At 33.9% G+C, this 26,151-nt stretch carries 23 protein-coding genes and 2 tRNA genes; 7 read left to right on the plus strand and 18 right to left on the minus strand.

The window, feature by feature from the left end:
* Window positions 1-30: 30 nt before the first annotated feature.
* The 3 genes from ABXT06_RS01485 to ABXT06_RS01495 form a co-directional block, all read right to left on the minus strand.
* Entirely contained in the window at window positions 31-1,245 is a 1,215-nt protein-coding gene (locus ABXT06_RS01485; RefSeq protein WP_354589154.1) for an MFS transporter, read from the minus strand.
* Window positions 1,246-1,447: 202 nt separating this feature from the next.
* Window positions 1,448-2,491, minus strand: coding sequence for a Gfo/Idh/MocA family oxidoreductase (locus ABXT06_RS01490; protein ID WP_354589155.1), 1,044 nt, complete (start codon window positions 2,489-2,491; stop codon window positions 1,448-1,450).
* Window positions 2,492-2,694: 203 nt separating this feature from the next.
* Complete coding sequence (locus ABXT06_RS01495; protein WP_354589156.1) at window positions 2,695-3,765, minus strand: NADH:flavin oxidoreductase/NADH oxidase; 1,071 nt, start codon at window positions 3,763-3,765, stop codon at window positions 2,695-2,697.
* Window positions 3,766-3,966: 201 nt separating this feature from the next.
* Between ABXT06_RS01495 and rseP the strand changes: the two genes are divergently transcribed.
* From rseP to ABXT06_RS01510, 3 genes are all read left to right on the plus strand, one after another.
* Complete coding sequence (rseP, locus tag ABXT06_RS01500) at window positions 3,967-5,310, plus strand: RIP metalloprotease RseP (protein ID WP_354589157.1); 1,344 nt, start codon at window positions 3,967-3,969, stop codon at window positions 5,308-5,310.
* Between the two features lie 83 nt (window positions 5,311-5,393).
* Window positions 5,394-5,467, plus strand: a tRNA-Asn gene (locus tag ABXT06_RS01505).
* A 38-nt stretch (window positions 5,468-5,505) separates the two neighbouring features.
* A tRNA-Asn gene (locus ABXT06_RS01510) sits at window positions 5,506-5,579 on the plus strand.
* A gap of 399 nt (window positions 5,580-5,978) precedes the next feature.
* Here ABXT06_RS01510 and ABXT06_RS01515 read toward each other — a convergent pair.
* Together ABXT06_RS01515 and ABXT06_RS01520 are read right to left on the minus strand one after the other, a co-directional pair.
* Window positions 5,979-6,659 carry a tetratricopeptide repeat protein gene (locus tag ABXT06_RS01515; RefSeq protein ID WP_354589158.1) on the minus strand — a complete coding sequence of 227 codons (681 nt, stop codon included), beginning with the start codon at window positions 6,657-6,659 and terminating at the stop codon, window positions 5,979-5,981.
* Window positions 6,660-6,778: 119 nt separating this feature from the next.
* Window positions 6,779-7,057: a hypothetical protein gene (locus ABXT06_RS01520; protein WP_354589159.1), complete on the minus strand. Its 279-nt coding sequence runs from the start codon at window positions 7,055-7,057 to the stop codon at window positions 6,779-6,781.
* Window positions 7,058-7,236: 179 nt separating this feature from the next.
* On the opposite strand from ABXT06_RS01520, the gene ABXT06_RS01525 reads away from it, so the two are divergent.
* The 4 genes from ABXT06_RS01525 to ABXT06_RS01540 all read left to right on the plus strand — a co-directional run bounded on the left by ABXT06_RS01525 (window position 7,237) and on the right by ABXT06_RS01540 (window position 10,284).
* Window positions 7,237-7,632, plus strand: a complete 396-nt coding sequence (locus ABXT06_RS01525; RefSeq protein WP_111368767.1) for a helix-turn-helix domain-containing protein — start codon at window positions 7,237-7,239, stop codon at window positions 7,630-7,632.
* Window positions 7,633-7,813: 181 nt separating this feature from the next.
* Window positions 7,814-8,128, plus strand: coding sequence for a hypothetical protein (locus ABXT06_RS01530; protein ID WP_354589160.1), 315 nt, complete (start codon window positions 7,814-7,816; stop codon window positions 8,126-8,128).
* Complete coding sequence (locus ABXT06_RS01535; RefSeq protein WP_354589161.1) at window positions 8,121-9,212, plus strand: ImmA/IrrE family metallo-endopeptidase; 1,092 nt, start codon at window positions 8,121-8,123, stop codon at window positions 9,210-9,212. Before ABXT06_RS01530 ends, ABXT06_RS01535 begins: the two co-directional genes overlap by 8 nt.
* A gap of 4 nt (window positions 9,213-9,216) precedes the next feature.
* A complete protein-coding gene (locus ABXT06_RS01540) occupies window positions 9,217-10,284 on the plus strand; it encodes a Shedu anti-phage system protein SduA domain-containing protein (protein WP_354589162.1) in 1,068 nt (355 codons plus the stop codon).
* A 2-nt stretch (window positions 10,285-10,286) separates the two neighbouring features.
* Here ABXT06_RS01540 and ABXT06_RS01545 read toward each other — a convergent pair whose 3' ends face one another.
* From ABXT06_RS01545 to pyk, 13 genes are all read right to left on the minus strand, one after another.
* Entirely contained in the window at window positions 10,287-11,213 is a 927-nt protein-coding gene (locus ABXT06_RS01545; RefSeq protein WP_354589163.1) for an alpha-glutamyl/putrescinyl thymine pyrophosphorylase clade 3 protein, read from the minus strand.
* Entirely contained in the window at window positions 11,200-12,021 is an 822-nt protein-coding gene (locus ABXT06_RS01550) for a hypothetical protein (RefSeq protein ID WP_354589164.1), read from the minus strand. Before ABXT06_RS01550 ends, ABXT06_RS01545 begins: the two co-directional genes overlap by 14 nt.
* Entirely contained in the window at window positions 12,022-13,005 is a 984-nt protein-coding gene (locus ABXT06_RS01555) for a thymidylate synthase (RefSeq protein ID WP_354589165.1), read from the minus strand.
* Between the two features lie 218 nt (window positions 13,006-13,223).
* Window positions 13,224-14,420, minus strand: coding sequence for a C1 family peptidase (locus ABXT06_RS01560; RefSeq protein WP_354589166.1), 1,197 nt, complete (start codon window positions 14,418-14,420; stop codon window positions 13,224-13,226).
* Between the two features lie 221 nt (window positions 14,421-14,641).
* Entirely contained in the window at window positions 14,642-15,802 is a 1,161-nt protein-coding gene (locus tag ABXT06_RS01565; protein ID WP_354589167.1) for a BamA/TamA family outer membrane protein, read from the minus strand.
* A gap of 56 nt (window positions 15,803-15,858) precedes the next feature.
* Window positions 15,859-16,827, minus strand: coding sequence for a SphA family protein (locus ABXT06_RS01570; RefSeq protein WP_354589168.1), 969 nt, complete (start codon window positions 16,825-16,827; stop codon window positions 15,859-15,861).
* 63 nt (window positions 16,828-16,890) lie between these two features.
* Window positions 16,891-18,066, minus strand: a complete 1,176-nt coding sequence (locus ABXT06_RS01575; protein WP_354589169.1) for a helix-turn-helix domain-containing protein — start codon at window positions 18,064-18,066, stop codon at window positions 16,891-16,893.
* A 129-nt stretch (window positions 18,067-18,195) separates the two neighbouring features.
* Window positions 18,196-18,774: a DUF4136 domain-containing protein gene (locus ABXT06_RS01580; RefSeq protein WP_354589170.1), complete on the minus strand. Its 579-nt coding sequence runs from the start codon at window positions 18,772-18,774 to the stop codon at window positions 18,196-18,198.
* Window positions 18,775-19,044: 270 nt separating this feature from the next.
* Entirely contained in the window at window positions 19,045-20,424 is a 1,380-nt protein-coding gene (locus ABXT06_RS01585) for a DUF2252 domain-containing protein (RefSeq protein ID WP_354589171.1), read from the minus strand.
* A 44-nt stretch (window positions 20,425-20,468) separates the two neighbouring features.
* Window positions 20,469-21,272, minus strand: coding sequence for a hypothetical protein (locus ABXT06_RS01590; RefSeq protein WP_354589172.1), 804 nt, complete (start codon window positions 21,270-21,272; stop codon window positions 20,469-20,471).
* Between the two features lie 72 nt (window positions 21,273-21,344).
* A complete protein-coding gene (locus ABXT06_RS01595; RefSeq protein ID WP_354589173.1) occupies window positions 21,345-22,358 on the minus strand; it encodes an HAD family hydrolase in 1,014 nt (337 codons plus the stop codon).
* Window positions 22,359-22,423: 65 nt separating this feature from the next.
* Complete coding sequence (locus tag ABXT06_RS01600) at window positions 22,424-24,103, minus strand: arylsulfatase (protein WP_354589174.1); 1,680 nt, start codon at window positions 24,101-24,103, stop codon at window positions 22,424-22,426.
* 612 nt (window positions 24,104-24,715) lie between these two features.
* Window positions 24,716-26,149, minus strand: coding sequence for a pyruvate kinase (pyk, locus tag ABXT06_RS01605; RefSeq protein WP_354589175.1), 1,434 nt, complete (start codon window positions 26,147-26,149; stop codon window positions 24,716-24,718).
* Window positions 26,150-26,151: the final 2 nt, after the last annotated feature.

Raw genomic sequence — 26,151 nt, forward strand, 5'->3', positions numbered from 1 at the left:
AATAAATCTTAATCGAAAATAGAATTATGCTTAAGTTCTAATTTTAGAAACCATAAAAGCAATCAGCACACCAAAAATTCCGATAAAGGCAAAAGAAAACTGCAGTCCGAAGCTTTGTGCAATATGTCCAATTACTGGAGGCCCCATTAAGAAACCAAGGAAACTTACGCTAGAAACAATCGTTAAAGCTTCTCCCGCAGGAACTGTTGGATTTTTACCTGCAATACTATAAACGGTAGGAACAATTGTAGCAACGCCCAAACCTACAAACATAAATGCGATTGTACACGGAATTATATAAGGAAGAAAAACAGCCGTAAAAAGTCCAGCCGAAATCATAACGCCACTAATTTGCATAACACGTTCGCGTCCAAATTTATTGATTAATCCGTCGCCTAAGAATCTTCCGCTGGCCATCATAATCATAAAAGAAGTATAACCTAAAACTACCAAAGGTCCAGGTGCTTTTACAATATCTTTAAAATAAACACCACTCCAATCGAACATAACGCCTTCGCTGGCCATACTGCAAAACCCTATAACACCAAGCCAAAGCAAAGCTGTATCTGGTTTTACAAATAGTTTTTTGCCTTCTTCTTTTGGTTTCTTTTTTTCTTTGGCTCTCACCAAAAATTTAAAGTTAAAAGCGACCATCAATAAAACAATTATGGCAACAATTATAAAATGATGCAATGGACTTAATTTTAAAGCTAGCATTCCTAAACCTACTAACGCACCAGTAAATCCGGCAAAACTCCACATTCCATGAAAAGAAGACATGATTGTTTTTTTAAACAAAACTTCGGTATAAACTCCTTGAGTATTTACGGCAATATTGGCAAGATTTCCGAACACGCCAAATAGAAATAATCCTAATGACAGTTGCAATGATGTTGTTGCCAAACCTAAATTGATTAAGCATAAAACATACATTATTAAAGAGAAAATCAGAATGCGATGGCTACCGAATTTGGTTACCATTTTTCCTGAAAAAGGCATAACTATTAGCTGTCCAACCGGAAGTGCAAAAAGTATAGATCCTAAATCGCCTTCTGTTAAATGTAAAGCAGTTTTGATATCTGGAATTCTGCTGGCCCATGTAGCAAAACTCAAACCCATTCCGAAATAGAACATTCCAACAGCAAAACGAATGCGATTTAAATATGAAGCTTTGGCTTCTCTATATACTTTCTTGATTTTGGCTTTGGTCTGAAAAAGCGATAATGGATTAATGTTTATCAGCATATTGAATTTTATTGGAATGTTGTCAAAAATACTAAAAACGCTCGTTAAAGCGCACAAAACCTAAGGTTATACACAATATACAACGTTATTGTTTATAAATTCAATGGTTTTTATTTGAATTTAGCTTATTAAAATTACAACATTTCAACTTTATTTCTGGAATTGCGGTCAAAAAAAAGACGCACAATAGTGCGTCTCCATTTTATTGTATTCCGATTACCTTTTGTTGCGCATTACTCGCAATCGCAGCTTCTATAACCTGCATTACTTTTACACCTTCATCTGCGGTAACAGGTTCTTTTTTATCGTTTGTAATTGATTCGTAAACGCCATCGAAGAAACTGAAATAATTGCCTTGAAGCGTTGGGATTTTTTCTCGCACAATTTTACCGTCAATTTCGGTATGCAAAAGTCCTTGCAAGCTTACATCTTCAGTTCCCCAAGAATCTAGGTTTGGCTTTTTCCCAATTTTCAATTCGTCTTCCTGAACATCTCCACGTGGTTTTAAGAAAGAACCTTTTTTTCCGTGAAGTGTGTAGGCTGGATTGGCTTCTCTAACAAAAAAACCAGCTTTTAAACGGACTCTAAAATTAGAATAAAACAACGTCAAATCGATCCAATCGTCTACAACAGAATTTTCTCTGGTTACTCTAATGTCTCCAAAAACAGCTTTTGGGCAACCAAACAAACTAACCGCCTGATCTATAATGTGCGGTCCTAAATCTTTTAGAACTCCTGCTCCATCATTGGCAGTTTCTTTATGCGCTTTCGGACTCAATAACGAATTATATCTGTCAAAGTGAAATTCGGCTTCTACTAAATCTCCTAAAACGCCTTCATCTATTACTTTTTTAACGGTTTTAAAATCGCTGTCCCATCTTCTGTTCTGAAAAACAGCCAATTTCAAGCCTTTTTCTTTTGCAATTTTTGCCAATTCTTTTGCTTCTGCGGCAGTTGTCGTAAATGCTTTTTCTACAACAGCATGTTTTCCCGCCAAAAGCACTTTTTTAGCATATTCGTAATGCGTTCCAACTGGCGTATTTACAATTACCAAATCGACATCGTCGCTTAATAATTCGTCTAGCGAAGCGTAACTTTTTACGTATGGATAATCTTCTTGAATCAGCTTTTTACTTCTTTCCCAAGAACCTAATAATTCAAATCCTTCATGAATATCTAAAAATGGAGCGTGAAAAACTTTCCCCGACATTCCGTATGATAATAGTGCTGTTTTTATTTTCTGCATTGGTATAGTTTTTTTGTTTGCCACAGATTAAATTGATTTTCACAGATTCTTTTTTAGTTGCCACGACCCGAGCGATAGCGAACAGGCGAAGCAATTACACAAATTAACACAAATCAGTATCTATAAAATTTTAATTCGTGAAAATTCGTGTAATTCGTGGCAAAAAAATCATTTTAATCTTTAAAATCTGTGGCTAATAAATTTTAAAGTTTAGCTCTTTCGTATTGTTTTGGCCATTGAATATCGTCGTTTAATGCTGTGGCAAAATCCAAAGGCAGGTTTGGGTTTCTCAATGATTCTCTGGCGAATAAAATCAAATCGGCTTGATCCATATTTAAAATTTCTTCGGCTTGTTTGGCTTCTGTAATTAATCCGACTGCTCCTGTTGCAATTCCTGCTTCTGCTTTCACTTTTTCTGCAAAAGGAACTTGATAACCTGGCCCTAATGTTATTTTCTGATGCGAAACCAATCCGCCTGACGAAACATCTATTAAATCTACTCCTTTTTCTTTTAATATTTTAGAAAGCTGCACAGATTCTTCAGGATTCCATCCATTTTCTGCCCAATCGGTTGCCGAAATTCTAACAAACAAAGGCAAATCTGAAGGCCATTCTGACTGAACAGCTTCCACAACTTCCAATGTAAAACGGATTCTGTTTTCAAAACTTCCTCCATATTCATCTGTTCTCACATTTGTTAAAGGCGATAAAAACTGGTGCAATAAATATCCATGAGCCGCATGGATTTCTACAACCTGATATCCTGCTTCAACTACTCTTTTTGTTGCGGTTTTAAAATCGGAGATTACTTTTTGAATTCCGTTTTTGTCCAATGCTTCAGGAAGAAATGGTTCATTTTCATGATACGGAATCGCACTTGGCGCAACGGTCTGCCATCCGCCTTGAGCGAAATCTAACTTTTTATTGCCAAGCCACGGAGCCGAAACACTTGCTTTTCTTCCTGCATGCGCTAATTGAACGCCAAGAATGGAATTTTGAGAAACGATAAAGGCATTGATTTGTTTTAGTTTTTCGATATGTTCATCTTTCCAGATTCCAAGATCTGAAGGAGAAATTCTAGCTTCTGGAGAAACCGCTGTGGCTTCTTGAATAATAAGTCCTGCTCCTCCGCTGGCACGGCTTCCTAAATGAACCAGATGCCAATCGTTTGCAAATCCGTCAATTGCAGAATACTGGCACATTGGCGAAATCGCAATTCTATTTTTTAAGGTGATATTTTTTATGGTAAAGGGAGAAAATAATTTCGTTGCCATATACTTGTAACTTTTAGTGATTTTATACTACCAATTGAGTAAGGCAGTGTTCGAAAAGTAAAGTTACGGCATCTTGTTAAAACGAGAAATCGAAATGTTTATTAATTAACAAACATTTAAAATCTTAAACACTATCTTGCACACTTATATTAAAATAGAAAACGCTACTTTTGTGCGTTAAATACGAATTAAAAACAACAAATGGATATAGTTATCAAACTGTCTCAATTTCTATTGAGTTTATCTTTACTTATTATTCTTCATGAATTAGGGCATTTTATCCCTGCTAAATTGTTTAAAACCAGAGTCGAAAAATTTTATTTGTTTTTTGATGTTAAATATTCACTTTTCAAAAAGAAAATCGGAGAAACAGAATACGGTATCGGATGGCTTCCGCTTGGGGGTTATGTGAAAATTTCTGGAATGATTGACGAAAGTATGGACAAAGAGCAAATGGCTCTTCCTCCTCAACCTTGGGAATTTCGTACTAAACCAGCTTGGCAGCGTTTAATTATTATGCTTGGCGGTGTTACGGTAAACTTTATCCTGGCTTTTATTATCTATATCGGAATGGCATTTGCTTACGGAGATACTTATATTGCTAATGCTGACTTAAAAGACGGTGTTGCAATTGAAAATCCTGCTATGCTTAAAGCTGGTTTTAAAACCGGTGATAAAATTATTTCTATTGATGGAAAGGCTGTAGAAAATTTTGACAGCGATATGAACATGAATGTAATCATGGCTAAACACGTTTTGATTGAAAGAAACGGACAACAGCAAACGATTACAATGCCAACAGATTTTGTTGACCAACTTTCTAAAACAGAAAAAGGCTTATTAGTTGGTATTAGAATGCCATTTGTTGTGGGCAAAATTTCTGAAGAATCTGAGAATACTGCTCTAAAACCAAAAGATTTAGTGGTAAGTCTGAACGGACAGAAAATTAAATATTTTGATGAAGCTAAAGCTATTTTAGAAAACAATAAAGGAAAATCTATTCCTGCTGTTGTTTTGCGTGATTTGAAAGAAACTCCTATTACAGTAAAAGTATCTAATGCAGGGAAACTTGGAGTTGCTGTTGGCGGTTTAGGAATGGACTCTTTAGAAAAATTAGGTTATTATAAAGTAAGTAAAAAAGAATACGGTTTCTTCGAATCGATTCCGGTTGGTCTTCAAAAAGGAAAAGATCAATTGGTAGGTTACGGAAAACAATTGAAAATGATTTTTAATCCAGAAACTAAAGCTTACAAACAAGTGGGTGGTTTTGCTGCTATTTACAATATTTTCCCTAGTTCTTGGAGTTGGGAAGTTTTCTGGTCAATCACAGCTTTATTGTCAATTATGCTTGGAGTTATGAATTTATTGCCAATTCCGGCTCTTGATGGTGGTCATGTGATGTTTTTATTATATGAAATTGTAAGCGGCAAAAAACCGAGTGATAAATTCCTAGAGAATGCGCAAATGGTTGGTTTTGTTTTACTTATTTCACTACTACTATTTGCTAATGGTAACGACATTTACAAAGCCATTGTAGGCAAGTAAAAAAAAGTCAAAAAAAGAGTGAAAATGTTTTTGAGAAACTAAAAATAGTTTTATATTTGCACTCGCTAAAAAGAGCAACACTTTCCTCCTTAGCTCAGTTGGTTAGAGCATCTGACTGTTAATCAGAGGGTCCTTGGTTCGAGCCCAAGAGGGGGAGCAACTTTTTTTAGCAAACATATTTACCTTTAAGGTGATTCCTCCTTAGCTCAGTTGGTTAGAGCATCTGACTGTTAATCAGAGGGTCCTTGGTTCGAGCCCAAGAGGGGGAGCTTAAAAAAAGACGATCAAATTTGATCGTCTTTTTTTTGTTTAAATTCCAATTTTAAAAATTCCAAATTCCAATATTTAGAGTTGCTTATTTAACCGCAAAGAGCGCAAGGTTTTTACGCAAAGTGCGCTAAGATTTACGCAGAGGTCGCTAAGAGTTTTTTTTCGAGACTTAAATAGGAATCTATAAAGGAGATCGCAAAGGTTGCCAATCTTTGTCGATATGCGAGTGTGATCCTTCGTTCCTCAGGATGACAAACTGCAGGTAAAACAAAAAAGCTCACAGAGCTTTATAAACACAAAGCTTTGCGAACTTAATCTTTATTTAACTCAAAATATTCTTAGCGAACTTTAAGCCTTTGAACCTCTGCAGCTCTGTCCCTTTGAACCTTTGAAAAAAACTATTTCATACTCAAAGTTTCGCTCTTAAATCTTTTCATTAAAGTATTTGCTTTTTCATCTTCGTTTATAGCTTTTAAGGACTGGGCGTATCTGTAATAATAAATAACTTCCAGATTAGGAGATTCTTCAAATAGCTGCGCATAATAACCTACCGCTTCCTTCAAATTCCCTTCAAAATACAGTCGATCGGCGACTTTTTTCAACATATCGGTAGTTTTGTAACCTTTGTCAATAACTTTTGCATACGTGTTTACTACATCGACTTTTACGTATTTTGAACTTATAGAAGCAGGAGTTGTAACTTCTACCTTAACAGGCGCTACAGAAGTATTCGAACTTGCGACAAGCGTTTTTGTCTCAATTGTATTTGGAGCTACTTTAGGTTTTCTTTTTACGTAATTCGGAATTACCGTTCTAGTATTATTAGGCCCAAGATCGTAAGTATCGACCATGTCCAATTTTGAAACTTGGTAGGTAATAATTCTACCTCCAAAAAGTTTATTTATTCTTTCTTCTACATAATAAGATTGTATCACCAAATCATTATTAGAAATACTATCCGTCAATAGTGTCGTTTTTCCTGGTACTGGAGAAGCAGAAGCACTGTTTGTGCTCTGAGCAAAACAGCCGAGAGAAAATACGAACGCAAGTGTACATAAAATTGCTTCATACTTTTTCATGATTTTTGAATAAAATTAAATGTCCCAATTAAAAAACTCAGATTAAAGTTACTGATTTTCTTTTAGTTAGCTTTTATTCTAACCATGAATTACTTAGAAAGCCGATAAAGTACTTCTTTTTACGCATTGATCATTTTAACGCAGGCTTTTTGCACTTCTTCGTCTGAAAATGGCTCTAGCGCTTTTGCCAACATTTTACTGGTTCTAATGCAGCTTAGCATTTTAATTCGCAAGGAACGGCTGTCTCCAGATTCTGTTTCTAGAAGATACTCAAAAATCTCCATTAAGTATTCTGGATGGTTTTTAAATTCTCCGTCGAAACCAATATCTGATATCAATCTCGCTACCGATTCTATCACTTTGTTCTCATTGGCATTGTTTTCGTTTTCTGTTTTCATGGCGTTTATTTATGATTTTGGTTAATGAATATTTATTGTACGAAAAATTGTATTTTTGTTTCGGCTAAATAAACGATAGAATACATTCTAACAAAATAGATCGTGATTTTATCTCACAAGCAAAAAGATTGTATTTTACTATATTCCTAATTTTTAAGGATTTTTAATATCTTTGAAGTATGAGCACAGCAACAAAACCAAAACATATCGGGAGAAACATAAGCCGCATTCGTGAGCTTAGAGGAATGAAACAAGAAGCACTTGCCATTGCAATAGGCGTAAGCCAGCAATATGTTTCCACTCTTGAAGGAAGCGAAAATGTTGACGACGAAAGACTAAATTCTATTGCAGAAGCTTTAGGAGTTTCAGCTGATGCAATTAAGAATTATAGCGACGAAGTTGTATTAAACAATATTCAAAATAATCACGAAGGTTCTGTTATTCATAGCGGACCAACTGTTAACCATAATTGCAACTTCAATCCGCTTGATAAAGTTGTGGAACTTTATGAGCGTTTGGTTCAGGCTGAAAAGGATAAAGTAGAGTATTTGGAGAGGTTGATGAAGGGGAAGTGATTACCTAAAAAAAATAACCGAAAATATTTATAATTCTTTTTTTTTTTACTAACTTTAGAATAATACTCAATTTAAGTTCTTATTTTGAAATGAAATAACTAGGTTTTCTTTATTTAGATATTATATTTGTGTAAAAATTTAAGGATCTTTTCAATTACCTAATTTAAGATATCAAAACAAATTGATAATATCTTTTGAAAATAAAGAATTGCGTAGCATCTGTGAAAATGAATTTGAAGCACAAACTAAATTAGGTTTGAATGTTTCTATGAAATTAAAAAATAGATTATCTGACCTCTTAGCGGCTAATTCAGTTAATGACCTTGTAGCCGGTTCTCCGAGCAAGATAAATGAAAATCTATATAGAATTAATTTAGTAGAAAATCATTTTATCTTATTCTCTTCAAATCATCCCAGCCCTCCTTTAACAGAATTAGGAGAGATAAATTGGAATGAAGTATCAAGAATAAAAATTTTAAACATCTCCAATGAGTAATCAATTAACCTTTCAACCGAACTGGAGCTCTTCCCCCGGAAATACAATTTATGATATTTTAGAAGAAAAGAACATTTCTTTAAAACATTTTGCTGATTGTATGAATTCCAATATGGATTTTGTTGAAAAACTTATTAATGGTCAAGTTTCTATAAACAATGAAATAGCAGAAAAACTTCAGTTAAACCTTGGTGCAACAACTGATTTTTGGGTAAAAAGAGAAGAGCAATATAGAGAGTCTATTGAGCGCAACAATTTAATTGAAAAATCATGGCTAAAAGAACTTCCAATTAAAGATATGATTAAATTTGGATGGATTGAAAAAAGTGATGATTTATTAAAAACATGTTTAGATTTCTTCAAAGTTCCAAATGTATCATCTTGGAAAGCAAAGTATCCAAATGAAATTAATAGCTTAGCTTTTAGAACTTCTCAATCTTTCAATTCATACGAAGCTGCAACCGCTACATGGTTAAGACAAGGTGAAATTATAACTGAAGGCATTGATTGTAAAAATTGGAATAAAGATTTATTTGAAGAAACTCTAATCGAAATTAAAAAATTAACTCGTTTAAAAAACCCTAAAGATTTCATTCCGAAACTTATTAAACTTTGCGCAAATTGCGGTGTTGCTGTTGGAATTGTTCCGACTCCTTCTGGATGTCGAGCTAGTGGTGCGACAAAATTCATGAATAAAGACAAAGCAATTCTTTTATTAAGTTTTAGATATTTGTCTGATGACCAATTTTGGTTTACTTTCTTTCATGAAGCTGGACATCTTATATTACATAATAAAAAATCTCTTCATTTAGAAGTAACTGATAAAAATAATAAAGTAATTAGTGACGAAGAGAATGAAGCAAATGCTTTTGCTGCTGAAACACTTATACCATATATGCTTCATGATAAGCTAAGAAGTATAAGAGGAAATATGAAGAGAATAATTTCTTTAGCTTCAGAAGCAGGGGTTTCTCCAGGAATTGTTGTTGGCCAATTACAATATTTAGGTTATATAGACTTCAAATACTTAAATGGTTATAAAAGACGTTATAATTGGGACGAAATTAAATCGCTAAATTTTTAAAAAGTTGAACCTAAAAGAATCTGTTTCCAAGTATATTGAAGATGGTGGATATCTAGACGAAATTCTTTTTTTTGCAATACTAAAAAATGATATCAGTTCACTAAAAGAAATAATTCGACTTGTTGATTCTGATCATGGAGGAGGATCTTATAAATGGGAAATAAAATATACAGCAGCCTTCGCTGTTCTTTTTTGGGAAGAAGAAGGAATCGAAGAACTCTATAATATAATTTTAAAAAACCCATCACATCCAAATATTTCAGTAATATCTACAGTTTTATCGTACGCTGCTGCTGGAAAAATTGAAAATCTTCCTTTTAAGTTTAACTCTTATTCAATCGATATTCCAAATAAAATTGAAAAATTTAAAACTGAAAAAATAAAAATAAAAGCTCAGTCTGCATTAATAGATTTGATGCATAATGTAGAAACTGAAGATAAATTTCCTATTAGCTTAATAACGGGTCTAACCAAACCTATACATTCAGAAGAAGCACAAGAACAATATTTTGCTGCCTTAGTAATGCGCTGGTTTCATTTCAGCAACTATAGCACTGAAAAATATAAAGACTTAATCTATAAAGAAAATCTTAGTGAAGAAATATATCATAAATTTTTAAATGAAAATCCTTTTTTACTCGAGGCATTTCATTCAAAAATATGGTCAAAACCAAGATTTGGAGAATTATTACAACCTGATTTTGTAATAAAAGCTATTGACAACAACTATACTATTATAGAATTAGAAAAACCTTCTTTACAAATTATAACTAAAAATGGTAATTTAAGCAGCCACGCTACCCATGCGAAAAAACAAGCTTTGGAATATCGTGAATGGGCTATTAGCAACAATACATATGCTAAAGAAAGGTTTTCTGATATATGGAGGCCTTCTTGTTTAGTAATCATAGGGCTCGAGAGCAAACTTACAGAATCTCAAAAAGTAAGGCTAAAACAAGAAAATGAATCAACTCAAGGAATTTTAAAAATTGTTGGTTTTGATTGGATATTAAATAGAGCGCAAGCTACATTTGAGAACCTTATAAAATATGGTTTTAAACAAACACCATAAATTTATCCTCCAAAATATTCATAGATATTAGGGCTTTTCTGCCAATTACAGACGGCATCTTCAATTACTTGCATTCCAAAAGGAAGTTGTAAACATTCATCTAATTCTGAAAAGTAAGAATCCAACAACCTTCGATTTGGATTTCCTCCAAATAAAAGTCTACCACCTGTAAATGGTCCTGTTGCCCCATCCATATAGGTTGAATCTGGTTCAATATCTAACAAACCTAACTTACCAACCATCGTTAAGTAATCGAATTTAGCCATTCTTCCAAAGCTCATAACAGCATTCATGGAAATATATAAATGCTTAAATAAAAGTTTCGGATCGTTGCCAGCAGCTAAAAAAGCTCTATCAATTAAGCTCTGATGATTATTATCAACGCCAATCCAATCAATGTAACTTGAGACAGCAGCACCAGTTCCTGTTGGATTATAAGCTCCTAAACTTTGATACTTCCTGTGGTTTCCGACTTTACCTCTCGCTTTTAAAGCCAATACATTATCATTAAGCCAATTTTTAAATCCATTCACATCTCCACTGACTGCTTCCCAATTCCAGACAACATCATTCGTCAAACCACTATAGACATCTTTAACTAAATTCCATTTTGTTCTATGATGTCTGCTAAAATGTGTTGCTAAAAAAACTAACCAAAACGCTTCATTAATATTTCCTTGTTTATTATACCAAGCAGCTGCCTTCAAAGGGTCAAATGCTATATTACTCGGATCGGCCACAATTGGGTTATTTGTTCTTTCGGCAATTAATTTCACATAATTTACTCTGCGTACACTATCAATAATTTGTCTAATAAAACAACTTTCTCTTTGTACAATTCCAATTCCTGGCAAAGATCTAGTTTGTTGCTTAAAAGTTTGCAATTTTGCATGCACGTCATTATATAAAACTAAATCAGCTGGTCTCATAAGAATATTCATTAATATTAAGTGTTATCCATTTACGGATTGAAGTTTGAACTTGGGAAGTTACTCCAAAACTACTCTGAATGTTGTGGTTATATCCAAGCACTTTTACTTTTCGCTTTAAATCAATTGTCCCAATGGTTTCAACATATCCTTGATAAGAATAACCAGCAACATTTTCTGTCTTTTTTCGAGGTAATTCCCAATCTTTTTCCGTTGTTTTATAGAGTTTTAAATTAGAAATTTTTTCGAAATTATTAACAACTGTTTGACCATTTAACAAAATAATTTCAATAGATGATTCTGCAATTAATATTCCTAAAAAATCACTAAAAAGATTAAGTAATGTATTCTGTTGTATAGGAGTTAAATTTGACCATTTTTCAAAAGTGGCAAATGGAATTAAGTCCAAATGACATGCTTCTTGTGAAGGAAAATAATATGACATGGAAGTTCCAGATATTAAGTAATCTAATTTTTTAAACCAGCCATCATATGGATTTCTTAAAAAATATTCATCACATAATTCAATAATTAAATTAATATGCTTTTCCTTTATTTCTGACCAATTTTTAATCTCCAAAGAATTAAGCGTGTGAAATCTTCTATTATCTCCTTTTAATTCTAAACCTTGCAAATCAACAAATTCTCTATTGCTAGGATTAATCCCAAGCGTTGCAATTTTAGACTTTAAAATATTCCCAAAAGATAAAATTGGAGTCGACCATGGAATAATTGACAAATCATCTGGTTGAGTTTTTTTTAAAACCTCTAATAAATTTAATACGTGTGAGTTGTTTATTTGCTTCATTCAATTTTTACTAATTCTTGCAAATTTAGCATTAAAATCATCAATCTTCTTGTTTACAAATGCGATATAAGATTCATTTGAAATTTTATTTTTTTCATCTTCAATTTTATCATATACTTTATTCTTAGATAATGCTAGAATTTTTAACATGTAAGCTAAATCCATCCAATACTTGTCCATTTTAAGATTTTCTACAGAAGCATCATAACTATTCCTAACATCATTTTCAAATTTCAAAATTTTATGTATCGAGTCCCAAGGATCTTCATTCGGCATTTCTGGCATAGGAAATTTAGTAGATTGAACTCCTTCTTGCAAATACTGATTTGCATCTTTTTGATTTTTCTCATAAAGATGTAAACTTGCTACTACATGTTTGTAAACACCTAGTTCCGCTCCAATTGATCTCGCAACTATTTCTTGTAACATTGTAAAACAAAAAATGTCATGTGGTAATCCTAAATATGCATCATTACTTCGCATAAAAGTAATCATATTTAATTTTCCATCTCTTAGAAGAAATTGCAATGTACATGTACATGGGATATCTTTATGCTCGATTAATAAATCTTCTGCATCGAATAACTGAATGACTGCTTGACGAGTATTTGGTTTACTTTTTAATAATTTAATAACCGTTTCAAATTGATTATGCTCTCCTCTCATATTGAATAGTCTAGGTCCATAACCTCCGTAAATAGTTTCTCCATCATCGGAATATGTTTTATATCTATGAATAAAATATGAAATATATTCTAACGAATTTGATCGAGATAAATACCAAAATAATTCTCCTAATGCACTAAAAGATTTACCCCTCGTTTCAGTTCTACTTAATCTGGCTCTTGGATTTGTAAGTTCTAACATAGCACCAAAAATTTCACTACAAGCTCCTTTGGTTGGAACAATATCAAAAGGTTTGTCGCATAATTCTTTAAGAATTTCACGCATTAAATCATCAATAGTTTCTTCTTTAAAAAGCATCTAACTGAATGTAAATTAGAATTAAACAACTCAAGATCAATAAAAACATTCAACAATATTAATGATTTAAAATCAAATAGTTTTACGGAAAACCATAAAAATTACAAAGTAAAATATTACTTTATAATTAAATTAAATTTCAATTAACTGGTAATAAAAAAGCGCCACAATCTTTAAGATTGTAGCGCTTTTTTATTTTCTGTAAAACTCTCAGTTAATTAAACCCCTAACTTCTTAGCAATTTCAGCAGGAATTCCTCCTTTGTTTACTAGTAATGCAGTAGTTTTATATTTTACGAAGTTCTTAGTTACAAACAAGAAACCTTTGTAGTCGTTTGTTTCTCCCCAAGAATTTTTTACGATATAGTATTCTTTTCCAGTTTGATCTTTTGCAAGACCAATAATGTGCATTCCGTGGTCGTCTGTTGTAGTGTAGTTATCAAACGCTGCCTGACGCATTTCTGGAGTAATTTCTGGTTCTGCTTTTGGTCCGTTAAACATGTCTGCTTTTTCTTCAGCCGTCATGTCGTCGAATTTTTTAGATGCTACGTAAGCTACACCATTTTTCCAGCTAAAGCTTTTCTCGCTCACATCTGTTGCCCAAGCTACAGTATATCCTTTTTTCAAAGCATTGTCAATAACGTCTGTCATATCGTTCAATTTTACGTTGTAAACTTGATCCAATGACCAGTTGTCTGGCACCATCATAGTTGTTTTTTGGTAGTAAGGCGCATTTGTAAAAGATGACATTTCTACGTAATCGTCTGGATTAATTCCTACTACTTCTTTAGCAAAAGATTGCGGTGTATAGCTTTTTCCTTTGTATGTAAAGTTATCTGGCACTTTTCCTAAATAAGAATCAATAACAGCAGAATATGCTTTTTGCCAGTTTGGAGTCAATTCTCCGTTCGGGTTTTTTACCACTGCTGCCAAAACACCTTCTATAAGAGCGCTCATTTCGGCAAATTTGTTTTTGTCTGTTCCGTAGTTTAATCCTGTGTAAACTTCTCTAGGCACAGTTCCGTATTTTTTGTACATATTAATTACATCGTGAAGAGCTCCTCCATCTCCAAGCGTAATTGCTCCGTGCATACGAACATAGTTAATTCCTTTTTCTACATACACGTTTCTTGCAGAATAAATTTGAGAAAGCTCAACAGGCTGTTTTCCTAAACGAATCATTTCTGACTCTAAGAATGAGTTTGTTGAGTAGCTCCAGCAAGTTCCAGATGATCCTTGAGATTTTACCGATGTTGTTCCTAGGTTAATTACTTCTGTAAATTTGAAGTTCTCTTTACTTTTGTCGCTAGCATTTAGTTTTAGTGAATTTACTAAAATGTCTTGCGCAAAACAGCCTGCAGTTCCAGCCAAAAATATTGAAGCGGCAAACACTGATTTGAATGAAAATGTATTCATAAGTTATGTTTAAGATTTTATAAAATTAGTCTCAAATGTTTCCAATTTGTTACAAAACAATTAAATATTATACAATTTGTGTAATGTTTAGTTGTTAATATTTTCTTAACGATATAATTTATTAAGGTATTTAATACAAAAAAGCCTCAATAACATGGTATTAAGGCTTTTTGAGTTTATTATTTATAAATTAACTTCTTACAAGTTTTTTTGTTTTTTAGCTATCGCATCCAGTTACTTCCAAAAACGATGTAGTAAGCCCATTCTTCGTTTCCTTTAGCCACATCGATCCCCATACGAAGTTTAAATTTTCTCGCAATAAGGTATCTAAAACCTGTTCCGTAGCTGTAAACTACAGGTTTGGCAAAGGCTTGATCCCAATCGTTAAAAGCGCTTGCAAGACCGCCGTAGCCCATAAGGCTCCATCTTCGGTAGAGATCCCATCTAAATTCAAGTTCAGAAACAATGCTGGTGTTTCCCATGTATCTGGCTGCGGGAATACCTCGCATATTGATTCCAGGTTTTAAATAAAAAGGCGGACTCCCCAACGCCTGCTCTCCTTCAATCCTTAGTCCGCCAATTAAGGTTTTCGCCAACGGATAATATCCAATTGCCGATAAATTGATACGCCATGCCTGATAATCGCTCCCCAATGCTTTATCTGACCAGAAAAAATCGGTTTGGATTCTTATTCCTTTATCTGGCGTAAATATGTTGTCACGTCCGTCAAACTGGAGCGCGGCTCCAAGCTGACTTATGGTGCTTTTAATATCTTTCGGGTCTACAAATGGTGGCGGAAGATCTAAATCGGGCAGATTTATTTTGGAATTTAAAAATAAATACTGCGGCCCTGCACTCCATTTTGCATTATTAAATTGTTTGAGCCATTGTGTGTAGAAAATGGTCGACTTAAAATTGAGTTTAAATTCTTCGTCATTATGATTCGGCAGATTATTGGCATAAAACGATAAATTCATGTCGCCATAAGCTGCAAAAGCTCGGTATAATATTTTGGGCTTTACCAATGTTGCCGAACGGAAAGCTCCTGCCAGCCAGCTTTTATTGGCCGTATACATTCCGATTCCTCCTGTAATGTCTGGGTTTATAAATCGTTTTTTGCCATTTTCATCAATTACAGGTGCACGTTTTTTTAAGAAAATTGGCGCAACTGCACCTCCAAATCCTCCAACAGCAGGTTCTGTAATAATGGTTGGCACGACTATGAATCCGTTGGCATAAATTAGAAAGTCGCTTAAATCGAAAGCTCCGTCTAAGGAATCTTTCATAACGGTATGATGTTTCTGTGCATTTAAAACATTAAACGATACTAATATCCAAAGCAAAAACAGGATTTTTTTGTGAATTGTTTTTTTGTTTTTCATAGAATATTTATCGTTTTAGATTTAAATTTTCACTTCGTCAAAAAAATCTTAAGCAATTATTTTTTCTTAAAACTGAACACGTGCGCAAGGGTAATAAAGAAAGTATTTCCTTGAAATCTATTTACAGCGCCAAGTTCTGAAACCCATCTAAAACCAGCTTGCGTCATACAACCAATATGAAGATAATTGACCTCGGCCCCAAGCGCACTTACATGATCTTTGTCTGGCTCAAGCAATAAGAAACTTCCAACTGGAATTTTATCGTCGGATACTTTATATTGGAAATAATAAATTAATCCCGCATTCAAGATTCCTTTTGGTGCCGTTTTTTCGGCATTCATACAATAAAATGTTTTTCCTAAACCGCCTTCAATACTCAAAATATCTCCTGTTTTAATATCGGTATCTTTCTTTTTTCCGTTGATTTCGTAAGCGGCCAAAGCAGAAAAATGGAATGTTTTTTTATCATTAAAATATAAAGTTGTTCCTGCCGAAAACTCATTCATAAACATTCCGAGACCGCTGTTGTCGCTTCCGCCAACTTCATATTTTCCTGTTGGCAGATACATTTGATAACTGAAAACAAAATCGGCTCTTTTATTGTGCCAACCCAACTGAACGGGCTGTATGTACATATCTGTAAAAGCAAAATCGCTTTTAGAACCAATATAACTTCCTTGAATCGTATTGGAAGCGCCTGCCAACAGAATTGTAGCTCCGTAATTGGCACCCAAAATTTTGAAATCGCTTACATAATTGGCTCCAACGCCTGTTATAAACATGGTAAGATCTGGATTGCCTACTTTGTCTCCGTCGGCATTTCTCAGACAATTTGCCGTGTAAATATAAGCTGGAATATAAACGCTCAAGGTTTTTTCTGGAGCCTGAGTTCCCGATTGGAGTCCCATTGCGCCAAGAATATGTCCGCCTTTTAATTGTGCATTACAATAAACAGAAACCATTAAAAGCATTACTACGTAGGTAAACTTCGCTTTTTTTCTGGAATAAATATTTTCTAATTTCATGGTGGAATATTTTGCATTAAGGCTCTGTAACAGCCGTTACTTCTTATTTTTCCAGAAAAAACTTTACTTAAAGTAATACGCTCCTGATCGGTCAGGATTTATTCTGATGGTTTTAAAGTATTCTGAAGGAGATTTTCCGGTGTGTTTTATAAATGCTCTAAAACAAGTGGTTCGAGATTTAAAACCAGAACCCCAAGCCATGCCTTCTAAGGATAAATCTTTCCACTCTGGATCGTTTATTTTGTCTTTAAAATATTCGATTCTTTTAAGATTTACATAATCCTGAAAATGAAGTCCGAATTCAGAATTAATCAAATTGGACAGATGATGCACTGATATTCCTGTTTCGTCAGACAAATCTCTGATTACAAAATCTTTTTTTAGGAATAGATTTTTAGTAACCAAAACATGCTCTAGTTTTAAAAGGTATTCTTCTCTTTTTTCGAGCGTCAGTTCATTTGTTATCGGAATTGTATTCTTGGTTTCCTTTGTTTTTATTGCCAAAGTATTGTCGACAACAAAATCGAATGTTTCTTCTTCATCATGAAAAATCTGCGGTCTGAAATACAGCCAGCCAACTGTAAAAAACAGCACAGAAGAAATTAGCACATAACAGGAAAGATCTGTTGCGTCTACTTTTCTTAATAGAAAGTGATGCACAAAAAGCGCCGAAAATAAGAACAAAATCATGAGATTATATACTCTTATCCAGTTAATTACTTTAATTTGATGAAATTGGTTTCCTTTAAATTTTTTCAGATCATAGTTTAAAATCAACATGGTTTGAAAAAAGACATAGAAAAGCCAAATCGTCAGCGTTAAAACAGAAAATGGATTTTTGATTAATCTCGCAATGTAATCGACAGCTTTTATATTGGTGTAACTTCCAACGTAAACAACTAGGGTTAAAAAGAAATAAATAACAAAAGGCACAAAATGCAGCCAATCGTATTTTCTAAAACTTTTATTTAATGATAAAATATTTCTAACGTACAAAAAAGAGCATGGAGCAGTTAAAAATATAAACGCTTTTGTAATAGTAAATAGATCTGGGAAATTTTTAAATAAATTGGCCGACAAATAAAAATTGTAGATACTTACTACCGCCAAACTCAGTAGAAACATTCCTAAAAAGAAACTTTTTGAATAGTTTTTTTTGGAAAACAAAACCATAATTGAAGTTGCCAGGCCTGCAATTGTGGCTATAAAAAAGAAAAGGGAGAGTAATATATCGATCATTTTTTTTAAGCTTAATGGTGGGAAATGTTTTTCTTAAAATCTTAAAAATAGAATACGATGGGGGCGTATGTAGAAAGGTAAAGAATTGTACTTGCCGAAGTTTGGCAAGTACAAAATCTTCATTTCTAGTTATTTTTTAACTGCTCCCGGAGGGAAACCAGCTAGTATTTTTTGGACAGAACTATTGATAAATTCTTCTGGATTGTCTGGTCTGCTGTCAATTTCGGCATTTCCAATTCCCTGCCAAAGCAGCTTATCTGTTTTTGCAGATACAATATCTATTACCAACGAACCGTCAACATAATCGTAAGTATTAAATGTTGTATTGGCGCCGCCCATCATGGCTCCGCCGCCCCAATATCCGTATGGACGATACATTCCGCCATAACCGTAAAAGTCTGTGTTAGCACTAACCGATGTTTTGTTTTTTAGGATAGAAACGGCATTGACTTTTAAATCAGGATTGCTGGATTCTGTAAATCCTTTTGCGAGCATTTCGTTTCGGATTGCTTTTGCAACACGATCAACATTCAACTGATTAATTTGGCCTTGCTGCGCTTTTAAGTCATAAACCGCAAAAGTTTTGTATTCGCTGAAGTTAGCAGCATGATCATAATCAGTTGTAACTTTTACAGTTGGAGAGCAGCTGTAAAACAAACCCAACAATAAAATTGGGATTATACGAAGACTTGTTCTTTTAATATTCATGTTGTGGTATTTATTTAAATTAATAATTAAATCAGTTTAACTCGAATGTATTAAAATCATAAAAATCTTGAACGAAGGGGCTGAAACATCTAAGTAATTTACCCGAACACACAAGTACTTACTAAACAATTACTTAGATCACTCTCAAAGATAAATCATTTTATTTAATTAACAGTATTAAATAAATAAAATCTTACTTTGTTTTCATTTGCTTATTTTTCCTAAGATTTTTAGTTTTTTTCAGATCTCTTTACCTTGTATAGCTACATCTTAAATTTCGGCAGCTATAGGCAGTTTTCCGTGTTTTATGGCTTCCAGCATTTTATTATAATCCGCTTCGTTTTGATTGGCATATAAAACCGAAAATTCAGAAATGACATCGGCAAATTCGTCTGTATTTCCAATATAGCCCGAAATCATAGAAGGATCTCCAGAACGTGCATGAGCTCTTGCAAGAGCCCACCCACAGGCTTTGGCATAATCTGCCATATTTTTAGGTTTCATAACCTCTAAAACCGGTTTTATTTTGGCATCTCTAAGCTGTCTGATATAGAAGAATCGATCTTTACTGTCGTTTGTCCAACCCAGAAACATATCAGATGCAGACTGCATTAGTTTTTGTCCCATCACAATCCGTTCGCCCTGATGGGCATATTTGCCTTTAATTTTTACATGTTCTTCTAGAACGCTTTTTCTGGCTTCTTTAAATTGTAAAAAAATAGGCTCTCCTGTGGCAGACATTAGCAGACTAATTCCGCAAAGAGTTCCAACACTTCCTACGCCCACCACTTTTATAACAATATCGTGCATCTTATATCTGCTCAACAAAATCTGCTTTTCTTCTGAAAGCGATTCTATATATCTTTTATGAATAATTTCGCCTTCTTTGGCAACTTGTTTTTCAAGATCTCCGCTTGGATGAAAAATCAAAGGCGGTTCGTCTTTTATTCGTGCTCTGGCTCCGTCAAAATAAGTCATCTTTGCAAACTCTTTTTCATGAGCGGTATATTCTGATGCTTTTTTTATTCTCTTTTGGTCAAACTCTTTGAGTTCTTTATCGTGGCCCAATTCAATCATTTCTGCTAAATCAATATCTGCATACCAAATTTGAAGCGCCGATAATTTGCTGTAATCCAACATATGCCTTTTGTAACTGTCGGTAACATGCCAAGCAAATTCTTTACAATTTTTATTAGAAAATTTTCGCCATCTTCCAGCAATAACAAAACTGGCTGCTAGACGTTTCACATCCCATTCCCAAGGTCCTGGAAACGTTTCGTCAAAATCATTTATATCAAAAACCAATTTACGTTCTGGAGTTGCAAATCCGCCAAAATTCATCAAATGGCAATCACCACAAAGCTGCAGGTTTATTCCCGATACAGAAGTATGAGCTAAATCGGCGGCCATAATCGCGGCAGCTCCTCTGTAAAATGCAAAAGGCGATTCCATCATTCTGCTATACCGAATTGGCACCAGACTTTCAACTCTTCCCGCACTGGTTTGAATTAAAATGTCTACAGGATTTTTTCTATTCTTAAAAGAATTCCATTCCTGATGCTTTTCCAAAGGAACTTTTTTTCTAATAGAAGCTCCTTTTTCATAACGTTCTGTTTTTGATGCAATGGGATCAAAAGGTTTTTCTTCCATTTCTTAGAATTTAAAATGATCTTTTCTAAAACTCTTATGCAGAATTACTGCGGAAATATAAATGCTACCACCGCTCGTAATCCCCAATCTGGTCTTATGTTTGAATGGCCTACAACCGGAATTAAAGGCATAACAGCAAATTGCATGGTCTGGCCACCTAATTTTGTAATTGCGCCAACGTTCGGACTAACTGTAATAAGGGTTGTATTGCCTTGCCAGTTTTGAGTAATTTCTGAAGTGATTCCTAAACTCGCTCCACTTTTGTAACTGTGCGTTAAGAATATTTGCGTGTAGAACTGATTGAAATCTGCTCGATCAGCATTACCTGCAACAGACCAAATTTGATTGGCTAGAAAACCTATAGAAAGTCCTTTTCCTTGATGCATTACTAAAACGCTGGGACCAATTCCAAATTTTTCTGTTCCCAAAAGTTTTTCTGTAGCCGTTGGCACTAAAAAAGCAGGACCAACACCCAAGATAATTCCTTTGGTTTTAGGAGCAAAAAATGCTGTTACAGTTGCATCACTTAAACCAAACTCATGAGTATTTTCTCCTGTGACATCCTGCTGATCTACAACTGGAAGAATATAACGCGTAATCAAGTTTAGATTCTCACTTAACTTGAACGGAACAACAGGCTGTATATTGATCTGATATTTTGATCCATTATAAGCGCCAATTCCGTAAGTAAGATTGTTTTGCAACGGAACACTAATTAAACTTGCTACAGGGTTTGCCATTTTATCGGCTAGTTCCTGTGCGCTGTTTCCCGGTTTTGCAGGTTCTTCTTGAGCCGAAATTGTAAAAGTGACAAACAGCAGCAATATTGCTAGAAAAGAATTTTTCATACGGCTTAAATTTTATTAATTAGAAAAACTTCAACTCTTTAATTCTCTGTAATCTGCAAACAACTTTTTCTCTTACTCTGCGAAAACTTTTTTCCAGTCTTTCTGCATATCCACAACATGCCATTTGTTTTTCGCAGCTGCATTTAATGAAGCATTATCTTTTTCTTGATACTTGTACTCTCTTATTGAATCGTTATGATTTACAAGCAATTGAAAAGATGGATATTTATTTCCCTGCGAATAAGTTAGCATTGCAATATCTCCTGCACCGCCTTCGTTGCCGCAAGCAAAAACAGGTCGCTGTCCAATGTGCAATTGAATACCAACTGGCTTACCTTCTTTATCATTAAAATGATCTAAAGCCGCTTCTCGTTGTACCGCATTTTTAACTGCATCGTATTTATATTTGAAAGAAGTTCCTACTACTTGATCTTTTGGAATTCCGTAAAAATCCTGAGATATTGCTCTTACTACTTCTATTGTTCCGCCAGTTACGATGTACGTTTTAAATCCGTTCGCGCGTAAATAATTTAGCAGTTCTAATTGCGGCTGATAGCGTATTTGCTTCACAGGAACATTTTTACCAGGATATTTTGCACCTTTAAAGAAATCATTAACTGAAGCTTCAAATTCATCTTCTGTCATTCCGGTATGAGTTGCTGCAACGAGTTCTATAAGCGCTTTATCTCCTCCTTTTTCAAAAAAGGTTTTGTCTTTTTCTATTACTGCTTTAAAAGGCTGTTTTTGGGCTAATTCTGGCTTAGCTTCTACCATTTTTTGTACTCTATAAAAAGCAAAAAGTTCCTGTACATAAGGTTTTTCAGCCCATAAAGTTCCATCATTATCAAAAGTCGCAATTCGATATTCTTCTGGAATAAAATCTGGACTTCCTTCTTTTGTTACTTTTTCTACATAAGCAATTATATCGCTTTTTAAAGCTCCGTCGTTCCAGCTTGGCAATGGATCACCACTTGTTGCAGTAGTTGCTGTACTCTCTTTTGATTTAACATCTGTATTTTCTTCTGATTTTTTACACGAAATAAATAAAACAAGAAGCATCGGAATTAATACTATTTTTTTATGCATAACAAATACTATTAAGTGAAAGAAACAGGACGTAAAAAGTCCTGTTTCTTGTAATTATCTATAATTTACTTTTTCTTTTTTGGAGCTGTCTCTTCATCTTTTAACTTCGGAAGAACATTTTTCTCAATATATTGTTGTGCTTTAATGTCTTTCATCGCTTCTTCCATAATAGTGTAAGCAGAGAAACTTGGCGGTATTGATCTTGGAGGATATTCTTTAAATGTTTCCGCAAATACGCCTACATCATATATTGCTCCATATACCATTTGAACGTGATTCATAACCCAATCCCAATAGGTATTTGAGGTAAAATCAGCTCTTTCAAAAGGATCTTGATATAGATTAAATATTTTTTGCAAACGAAGTTTAGTAAATGGCTCTGCCCAAACTCCAAGTGTTCCAGCTAGACGCTGTTCTGCAAAAACATATTTATAATCACCTTCTCTTAACCCTACTAAAAGACCATCATCATCTGTATAGAAGAATTTATCTCTAGCACTTTTTGGTGTTTTTCCTAGTAAAAAACTACTTTGGTCATAACCATCTAAATGAACTTTATAGGTTTTTCCATTTGCAGAATAACCTTTCAGTAGTTTGTTAACGATATCTGGTTCTCCTGCAATTGAAGCCAATGTAGGAATCCAATCGTTATGGCTCATTAATTCATTAGTAATAGTTCCTGGTTTGATATGCCCTGGCCAACGAACAATACAAGGTACACGGAAAGCTCCTTCCCAGTTGGTATTTTTTTCTGAACGGAATGGAGTCATTGCTCCATCTGGCCATGTATTCATATGAGGTCCATTATCTGTTGAATAGATCACAATCGTATTATCAGCAATTCCTAAATCATCTAATGCTTTTAGAATGCTTCCAATAGTTTCATCGTGTTCAATCATACCATCAATGTATTCACTGTCTCCGTGAGTATATCTTCCTCTATGTTCTTTTCTAACGTGTGTACGAAGGTGCATACGAGTAGCATTAAACCAGCAGAAAAATGGTTTGCCCGCAGCATTTTGTCTCTTGATATAATCAATAGCTGCTGCAGAAGTTTCATCGTCGATAGTTTCCATTCTTTTTTTAGTAAGTGCTCCAGTATCTTCGATTTTTTGTTTTCCTACTCTTCCAAAACGAGGATCTGTTGTACCATCATCGACATTTGTAGCAGTACATTTTAATACTCCTCTTGGCCCAAATTTTTTCAAATATTCTGGATCCTTAGGATAATCTGGCAATTCTGGTTCTTCTTCTGCATTTAAGTGATACAGATTTCCGAAAAACTCATCAAATCCATTCACCGTTGGCAAGTTTTCATTACGATCTCCAACGTGATTTTTACCAAATTGTCCGGTTGCATAACCAAGACTTTTCATAATTCCTCCAATTGAAGGATCTAACTGACTCATTCCCATTGGCGCCCCAGGATAACCCACTTTTGTAAGACCAGTACGAAGACCGTGCTGTCCTGTTAAAAAAGCGGCACGTCCTGCAGTACAGCTTTGTTCCCCATAATAATGTAAAAATCTTAGTCCTTCATTGGCTAAACGGTCTATATTAGGAGTTGTATACCCCATAAGTCCATCACTATATGCACTTATATTAGTTGTTCCAATATCATCACCCCAAAGCACCAAAATATTTGGCTTTTTGCTTTGCGCTATAATAGAAACCCCAGAAAAAAATAGTAACACAAATACCTGTAAGGCATTTGAAAATCCGCATTTTAATTTGATTTGTTTCATGATAAAAAAATTCGTTAATGACCTTGTTATTTATATGAGCTTGAAAATCCAAAAAAATAAATGGGAAAAATTATAAGCTTTCAAAAAAAATATTCTCGATTTGAGGTTGCATCTTTTTGATGTGTTTCAAATTCGTTTTATTTTAAAATCTGAAACAAAATATTTTTAACTTTTTCTTAAGTATCTCAAATTTAACTAATAAAAGAGCGAACAATAGTGTTTATTTGGCACGAGCTTGTTTCATTTTATAAAATGAAACAAGATAATTGGAGAATTTGAACCAAAATGTTTCATTTTATAAAATGAAACACACCAAACTGTCAGAAAATTAAGTAGTTATGTTTCTAGTTATAAAAGAGTAAAAAGAGAGCAAAAAATAGTTTGAAGTGCTTTTCTCTATGGATATTTTTTTATTTTTTAGCAAAATGAAACAAAAAAATCTCTTTTTTAGCCTAAAATTTTATCAGATTATCAGAAAATTAAGGCGTAAAATGTCCACGAAAAGACAAAATATCAAATTGGGAAAGTAATTTTACTTTTATAAAAAAAGCATTAAAAACAAAAAGCCGCTTAAATTTTTTTAAGCGGCTTTTTTAAAATTTATTTGAGTGATTATTCGATTTCAGAAACTCTCATCGTGTTAACCATTCCTTTATCTTTAATTGGCATTGCAGCAAGGTTGATTAAATAATCTCCTTTTTGTGCATAACCTTTTTCAACTGCGATTTGATTTACATCTGTTACAGTATCATCTGTACTTTCTTCATTATCATAGTAGAAAGATTTAACTCCCCATAATAAATTCAATTGCGTTAAGATTCTTCTGTTTGAAGTAAATACTAAAATATGAGCTGTAGATGGTCTCCAAGCCGAAATTTGGAAAGCCGTATAACCACTGTTTGTTAAAGTACAGATTGCTTTAGCTTGGATTTCGTTAGCCAATAATGCTGCTTGGTGGCAAACTGTTTTAGTAACAAAACGTTTCGTTTTAATTTGTGGTGTATTTTGAGGAACCTGAATAAGTGGCGAATTCTCAACAGCCTCACAAATTTGTGCCATTCTTTGAATAACTTGTACTGGGTAATTTCCTGTAGCAGTTTCTCCAGACAACATTACAGCATCTGCACCGTCCATTACTGAGTTAGCAACGTCGTTTACCTCTGCTCTAGTTGGAGTTAAACTTGTAATCATTGTTTCCATCATTTGTGTAGCAACGATAACAGGAATTCTAGCCGTTTTAGCTCTTCTAATTAAATCTTTTTGTACCAATGGTACTTCGTGAGCAGGAAGCTCAACACCAAGATCTCCACGAGCAACCATTAAACCATCGCAATATGCTACAATTTTGTCCATATTCTCAAGAGCTTCTGGCATTTCAATTTTAGCAATGATTGGAATTTTAACTTCTGAATGTTTAGCGATTAATTCTTGTAAATCTTGTAAATCGCGAGGCGTTTTTACAAATGAAAGTGCGATCCAGTCTACTTTTTGCTCAATTGCAAAAATTGCATCTGCAATATCTTTTTCAGTTAAAGCTGGTAAAGAAATTTTTGTATTTGGAAGATTAACCCCTTTTTTAGATTTTAATTCTCCACCTTGAATAACTTTAGCAACAACCTCAGTTTTTTTATCTGTAGAAACAATTTCAAAAATTAGTTTACCATCATCAAGCAAGATACGCTCTCCAACATTTACATCATTTGGAAAATTTTGATATTTCATGAATGCTTTTTTTGCATTCCCGATAATATCTTCTGCTGTAGTGAAAGTGATTTCGTCTCCATCGTGAACTACTGTTCCTTCTTCCATTACACCAACTCTTAGTTTTGGTCCTTGCAAATCTCCTAAGATTGCTGTTGTGTAACCAAACTCTTCATTTAATCCTCTAATGATGTCGATTTTTTCTTTTACTCCTTCGTAATCTGCATGCGAAAAATTGATTCTAAACACATTAACACCTGCATCGATCATATCTTTAATGATCTCTCTTGTACTACAAGCGGGGCCAAGTGTAGCAACAATTTTGGTTTTCTTGTTTGTTAACATTT

It is taken from the genome of Flavobacterium sp. UW10123, from assembly GCF_040538975.1.
Lineage (GTDB): Bacteria > Bacteroidota > Bacteroidia > Flavobacteriales > Flavobacteriaceae > Flavobacterium.

Bases quoted from the DNA above. Each gene is read 5' to 3' on its own strand.
- ABXT06_RS01485 (WP_354589154.1), bottom strand. From the start codon at position 1,245: ATGCTGATAAACATTAATCCATTATCGCTTTTTCAGACCAAAGCCAAA.
- ABXT06_RS01490 (WP_354589155.1), bottom strand. From the start codon at position 2,491: ATGCAGAAAATAAAAACAGCACTATTATCATACGGAATGTCGGGGAAA.
- ABXT06_RS01495 (WP_354589156.1), bottom strand. From the start codon at position 3,765: ATGGCAACGAAATTATTTTCTCCCTTTACCATAAAAAATATCACCTTA.
- rseP (WP_354589157.1), top strand. From the start codon at position 3,967: ATGGATATAGTTATCAAACTGTCTCAATTTCTATTGAGTTTATCTTTA.
- ABXT06_RS01515 (WP_354589158.1), bottom strand. From the start codon at position 6,659: ATGAAAAAGTATGAAGCAATTTTATGTACACTTGCGTTCGTATTTTCT.
- ABXT06_RS01520 (WP_354589159.1), bottom strand. From the start codon at position 7,057: ATGAAAACAGAAAACGAAAACAATGCCAATGAGAACAAAGTGATAGAA.
- ABXT06_RS01525 (WP_111368767.1), top strand. From the start codon at position 7,237: ATGAGCACAGCAACAAAACCAAAACATATCGGGAGAAACATAAGCCGC.
- ABXT06_RS01535 (WP_354589161.1), top strand. From the start codon at position 8,121: ATGAGTAATCAATTAACCTTTCAACCGAACTGGAGCTCTTCCCCCGGA.
- ABXT06_RS01545 (WP_354589163.1), bottom strand. From the start codon at position 11,213: ATGAGACCAGCTGATTTAGTTTTATATAATGACGTGCATGCAAAATTG.
- ABXT06_RS01550 (WP_354589164.1), bottom strand. From the start codon at position 12,021: ATGAAGCAAATAAACAACTCACACGTATTAAATTTATTAGAGGTTTTA.
- ABXT06_RS01555 (WP_354589165.1), bottom strand. From the start codon at position 13,005: ATGCTTTTTAAAGAAGAAACTATTGATGATTTAATGCGTGAAATTCTT.
- ABXT06_RS01560 (WP_354589166.1), bottom strand. From the start codon at position 14,420: ATGAATACATTTTCATTCAAATCAGTGTTTGCCGCTTCAATATTTTTG.
- ABXT06_RS01565 (WP_354589167.1), bottom strand. From the start codon at position 15,802: ATGAAAAACAAAAAAACAATTCACAAAAAAATCCTGTTTTTGCTTTGG.
- ABXT06_RS01570 (WP_354589168.1), bottom strand. From the start codon at position 16,827: ATGAAATTAGAAAATATTTATTCCAGAAAAAAAGCGAAGTTTACCTAC.
- ABXT06_RS01575 (WP_354589169.1), bottom strand. From the start codon at position 18,066: ATGATCGATATATTACTCTCCCTTTTCTTTTTTATAGCCACAATTGCA.
- ABXT06_RS01580 (WP_354589170.1), bottom strand. From the start codon at position 18,774: ATGAATATTAAAAGAACAAGTCTTCGTATAATCCCAATTTTATTGTTG.
- ABXT06_RS01585 (WP_354589171.1), bottom strand. From the start codon at position 20,424: ATGGAAGAAAAACCTTTTGATCCCATTGCATCAAAAACAGAACGTTAT.
- ABXT06_RS01590 (WP_354589172.1), bottom strand. From the start codon at position 21,272: ATGAAAAATTCTTTTCTAGCAATATTGCTGCTGTTTGTCACTTTTACA.
- ABXT06_RS01595 (WP_354589173.1), bottom strand. From the start codon at position 22,358: ATGCATAAAAAAATAGTATTAATTCCGATGCTTCTTGTTTTATTTATT.
- ABXT06_RS01600 (WP_354589174.1), bottom strand. From the start codon at position 24,103: ATGAAACAAATCAAATTAAAATGCGGATTTTCAAATGCCTTACAGGTA.
- pyk (WP_354589175.1), bottom strand. From the start codon at position 26,149: ATGTTAACAAACAAGAAAACCAAAATTGTTGCTACACTTGGCCCCGCT.